Origin of the sequence: Streptomyces sp. CC224B (assembly GCF_030010595.1) — a bacterium.
GTDB lineage: Bacteria > Actinomycetota > Actinomycetes > Streptomycetales > Streptomycetaceae > Streptomyces > Streptomyces longispororuber.
Map to the genome: position 1 here is coordinate 1 of NZ_JASCXL010000219.1, position 4,655 is coordinate 4,655.

The 4,655-nt window shown below is 77.4% G+C and carries 3 protein-coding genes; 2 read left to right on the forward strand and 1 reads right to left on the reverse strand.

All coding sequences use genetic code 11. The features are described from left to right. On the reverse strand, positions 1–3,263 hold a 3,263-nt coding region (locus QK440_RS40800), incomplete at its 3' end, for a BTAD domain-containing putative transcriptional regulator (protein ID WP_282798322.1). Positions 3,264–3,465: 202 nt separating this feature from the next. Here QK440_RS40800 and QK440_RS40805 point away from each other — a divergent pair. Continuing rightward, on the forward strand, positions 3,466–4,443 hold the full coding sequence (locus QK440_RS40805; protein WP_282798323.1) for an NAD(P)-binding domain-containing protein: 978 nt from the start codon (positions 3,466–3,468) through the stop codon (positions 4,441–4,443). Between the two features lie 129 nt (positions 4,444–4,572). Then, the coding region (locus tag QK440_RS40810) for a hypothetical protein (protein ID WP_282798324.1) at positions 4,573–4,655 on the forward strand (83 nt) is incomplete at its 3' end.

Sequence of the window (4,655 nt, forward strand, 5' to 3'; positions counted from 1 at the left end):
GGGCGGAGGCCCGGCCGCCGCAGCGCCGCGCCGAGGAGCCGCGCCGCCGTGCCGTGGGCACCCGCGGCGGCCTCCGCCCCGGCGAGGCCCTCCAGGGCGAGCGCCAGCGCCCGCGGGTCGCCCAGGCCCCGCGCCACCTCGAACCCCCCCGCGTGCCACGCCCGGGCCGCCTCGGCGTCGCCGCGCAGCTCCGCCGTGAAGCCCAGCTCGGCGAGCGCGAGCGTCACGCCGGGGCCGTAGCCGGCCTTGCGGAACCACGCCAACAGCTCGCGCATGTGCCGCTCCGCGCCGTCCAGGTCGCCCTCCCTGCGCGCCCCGAGCCCGAGGCCGATCAGGGCGTCGACCTCACCCGAGCGGAAGCTGTGGTCGCGCGCCAGCCTCAGGGCCCGCTCGTGCGCGGCCCGGGCCCCCGCCGTGTCGCCCGTGAGCAGCGCGATCCGGCCAAGGCCCGACAGGCGCTTGGAGGCCTCCGCCCACAGGCCGAGCCGCTCCGCGATGGCGAGCCCCTCGCGGTGCAGCCGGGCGGCCTCGGCGTAGTCGCCCGCGATCTCGCTGAGCGCGGCCAGCGGGAACACCGTCTGCAACTGCCCCCAGCCGTCGCCCAGTTGCCGGAAGAGCCGCGCGCTGCGCTCGCTGTCCCGCCGGACCGCGGCCAGGTCACCGTGCGCCATGGCGTGGCGCGCCCGCACGCTGAGCGCCGCCGCCGTGCCCCAGTCGTCGCCCAGCGCGGCGAAGGCGTCCAGGGCCTCGTTCACCAGGCTCTCCCCGGTGTCCACGGCGCCCGCGCCGAGCTGCGCGGAGCCCAGGACCCACAGGGCGGTGGCGCGGCCCGAGGGGTCGTCGACCCCGGTGAATCCGGCCAACGCCGCGCGCGGCAGCGGGTCACCGCCGGGCGCGGCCGTGCTGTCCGTGTCGACCGTGCTGTTCGTGCCGTCCGTGCCGCCTGGGTTGCTCGCGCCGTCCGCGCCGTCCGCGCTGTTCGCGTCGTCCGTACCGTCCGCCCCGGTCCCCGGGCACGCGTCGGCCCACGTGTCCTCGCCCTCGCGCAGGGCGATGCCGGCGCGCCAGGCCAGCGCGAGGGCCCGCGCCGCGCGGGTGGCGGCCGGCAGGCCCGCCGGGCCGGGCACCAGGGCCAGCGCCGCGTCCAGCGACCGACGGGCCTCGGCGGTGCGGCCCCGCAGCACCCGGTACCAGGCCAGCGCGTTCGTCATCCGCAGGGCCCGGTCCGCGTCCCCGCGCTCGACCGCGGTGTCCAGGGCGCGGCGCAGATTGCCGCTCTCCTCGTCGAGCCGTTCCAGCCACTCCCGCTGCCGCGGCCCGCGCAGCGCCGCGCCCCCGCGCTCGGCCAGCGCGGCGTAGTGGGCGCTGTGCCGCTCCCGTACGTCCGCGAACTCGCCTGCCGCGCGCAGCTGTTCGACGCCGTACTCCCGTACGGACTCCAGGACGCAGTACCGCGGCCCGTCCGGCCGGTCCGTGGCCACCACCAGCGAACGGTCCACGAGCCGCGCCAGCAGGTCGAGCACGTCCTCGCCGCGCACGGCCCCGCCCGCGCCCACCGCCCGCGCCGCGTCCAGGCCGCAGCCCTCGTGCACGGCGAGCCGGCGCAGCACCGTCTGCTCGGGCCCGCTCAGGAGCGACCAGCTCCAGTCGATGACCGCGCGCAGTGTGCGCTGGCGCGCGGGGGCGCCGCGCAGCCCGCGGCCGAGCAGCGCGAACCGGTCGTCGATGCGGGCGAGCAGGCCGTGCACGCCCATCGTGCGGACCCGGGACGCCGCGAGTTCGAGGGCCAGCGGGAGCCCGTCGAGCCGGACGCACAGCTCCGCGACGGCCTCCGCGTCGTCCCCGCCGAGCGCCGCCGCGCCGGTGCCGAGCCCGGCGCGCCGCGCGAACAGCTCCATGGCGCCGCCCAGTTCCAGCGGCGGCACCGGCCACAGCCGCTCGCCGCTCACGTCGAGCGGCTCCTGGCTGGTCGCGAGCACGGTGAGGCCGGGCACGTCCCGCAGCAGGGCCGCCACCGCCTCGGCCGCGGCGTCCACCACGTGCTCGCAGTTGTCGAGCACGAGCAGCAGCCGCCGCGCGTCCAGGGCGCGCGCCAGCCGGGCCACGGCGTCCCCGCCCGCGCCCGCCCGCGGCTCCTCGTGGAGGCCGAGCACCCGTGTCACGGTCTCCGCGACGGCCTCCGGCCCCGGGGCGCGGCCCGCGTCGATCCCCGCCAGCTCGACGAGCCACGCCCCGTCGGGGAAGTCGGCGGCGACGCCACGCGCCGCCGCCACGGCGAGCCGCGTCTTGCCCACGCCGCCGGGGCCGGTGAGCGTCACCAGGCGTCCCTCGCCCAGGAGTTGGCGCACGGCGGGGACGGCGTCGTCGCGGCCGACGAGGCCGGAGACGGGGGCGGGGAGGTTGCTGCGGACCCTGGAGACAGGGGCGGGGCGCGGGCCCGCTGCCCGCTCGCCAAGCGGTGCCGCCAAATCGGGCTCTGCGCCCACGCGTTCACTACGCCGCTCCGGTGGGGCGTCTAGCGCCGGGTCCTGCCGCAGGATCGCCCCGTGCAGGGCGACGAGGTCCGCGCCCGGCTCCAGGCCCAGGTCGTCGGCGAGGCGGCGCCGCAGGTCCTCGTACGCCTCCAGGGCCTCGGTCTGCCGCCCGGAGCGGTACAGGGCGCGCACCTGCGCCGCCCGCAGCCGCTCCCGCAGGGGATGGCGTACGACCAGGTCGGCGAGGTCCGCGGCGAGCGAGCCGTGCTCCCCCGCGGCCAGGCGCGCCTCGGCCTGCTCCTCCCACGCGGCCAGCCGCGCCTCGTCCAGCCGGTCGACGGCACCGCGCGCGAACGGCTGCCCGGCGAAGCCCGCGAACGCGTCGCCGCGCCACAGGTCCAGGGCCTCCGTGAACAGCCGTACCCGCTCCTCGGGCGGGTCCGTGCCGCGCGCCCGCTTCAGGAGCACCGCGAACCGCCCCGCGTCCACCGCCTCCGGCGGGACCCGCAGCGTGTAGCCCGCGGGGCCCGACTCCACCAGCTCACGGCCGCCCGGCTCGGCTCGCTCCAAGGCGCGGCGCAACTGGGACACCTTGCCCTGCAGGGCGTTGCCGGGGTGCTCGGGCAGCTCCTCGCCCCACAGCCCGTCGACGAGCCGCTCGACGGACACCGGGCGCCCCGGGTGCACCAGCAGCTGGGCGAGGAGCGCCCGGACCTTGGCGCCGGGCACGGCGACGTCCGCGCCGTCCGACGTCCACACCGCCAGCGGACCGAGCACCCCGAATCGCATGCCGACGACGATAACCCGCCAGGTGAGCAGCGTGATCGTACGAACGGCAGCCTCCGGGCAGACTGCCGGCGGCCTTCCGGCGGGCGAGCCGGAAGGGAACCGACAGCGAACCGGCAGCCGACCGACAGCACCCGCCCGCAAGGTGATGACCACAGGCCGCGAGCACCGAGCGCACGGCCCCTCACCACGGAGCACACACACCATGAGCACCGGTACGAACGAGAACGCGGGCACGAACGAGAACGCGGGTACGAAGGCGGACCCGGGTACGAACGAGAACGCGGGTACGAAGGCGGACGCGGGCACGAACCAGAAGGCGGGCGCGCCCGCGACGGTCACCGTCATCGGCCTCGGCAACCTCGGCCAGGCCCTCGCCCGCACCTTCCTGGACCAGGGCCACAAGGTCACCGTCTGGAACCGCTCGCCGGGCAAGGCGGACGAACTCGTCGCCCGGGGCGCGACGGCGGCGCCCACCCCGGCCGCCGCCGTCGCGGCGAGCGACCTGGTCGTCGTCTGCGTCCTCGACTACACCACCGTCCGCGACCTGCTCACGCCGGTCGGCGGCGCCCTCGCGGGCCGCACCGTCGTCAACCTCACCTCCGGCACCCCGGGCCCCGCCCGCGACCTCGCCGCCCAGGTCACCGAGCAGGGTGCGGCGTACGTGGACGGCGCGGTGTACGCCGTTCCGCAGACCATCGGCACCCCGGAGGCCTTCGTCCTGTACAGCGGTGACGCCGACGCCTTCGCGCGGTACGAGGCGCTGCTCGCGCCGCTCGGCGCCCCGGTGTTCACCGGCGCGGACGCCGGGCTCGCGCCCGTGCACGACGTGGCGCTGCTCAGCGGCATGTACGGGATGTTCGCGGGCTTCTTCCAGACCATGGCCGTGGCCCGCTCGGCAGGGATCGCGGCGGGCGAGGTCACCGGCCTGCTCGTCCGCTGGCTGACGGAGGCCCTGGGCGCGCTGCCCGGTTTCGCCGCCGAGATCGACGCGGGCGACTACCGCACGGACACGTCGAACATCGACATCAACGCCGTCGGCCTCGCCAACATCCTCACCGCCACCCGCGAGCTGGGCGTGGGCACCGCTCTGCTCCAGCCGCTGCACGAGGTGTTCCAGCGGCAACTGGCCGAGGGGCACGGCGGCGAGAGCATGGCCCGTGCCGTCGAGTCGCTGCGGTAGCACGGGCCCCGGGCCGGGCGGGGCGCCGGTGGAGCGCCCTGCCCCGGACCGGCCGTCTGGCATCCTGAGCGCTGGAGCGGCGAGTTGATCAGGGGGCAGCCGTCGCCCCCGCGGGCGGGGACGAGACACATGGCACGCGGCAAGCTTCGGATCTATCTCGGTGCGGCACCGGGTGTGGGTAAGACGTATGCGATGTTGTCCGAGGCGCATCG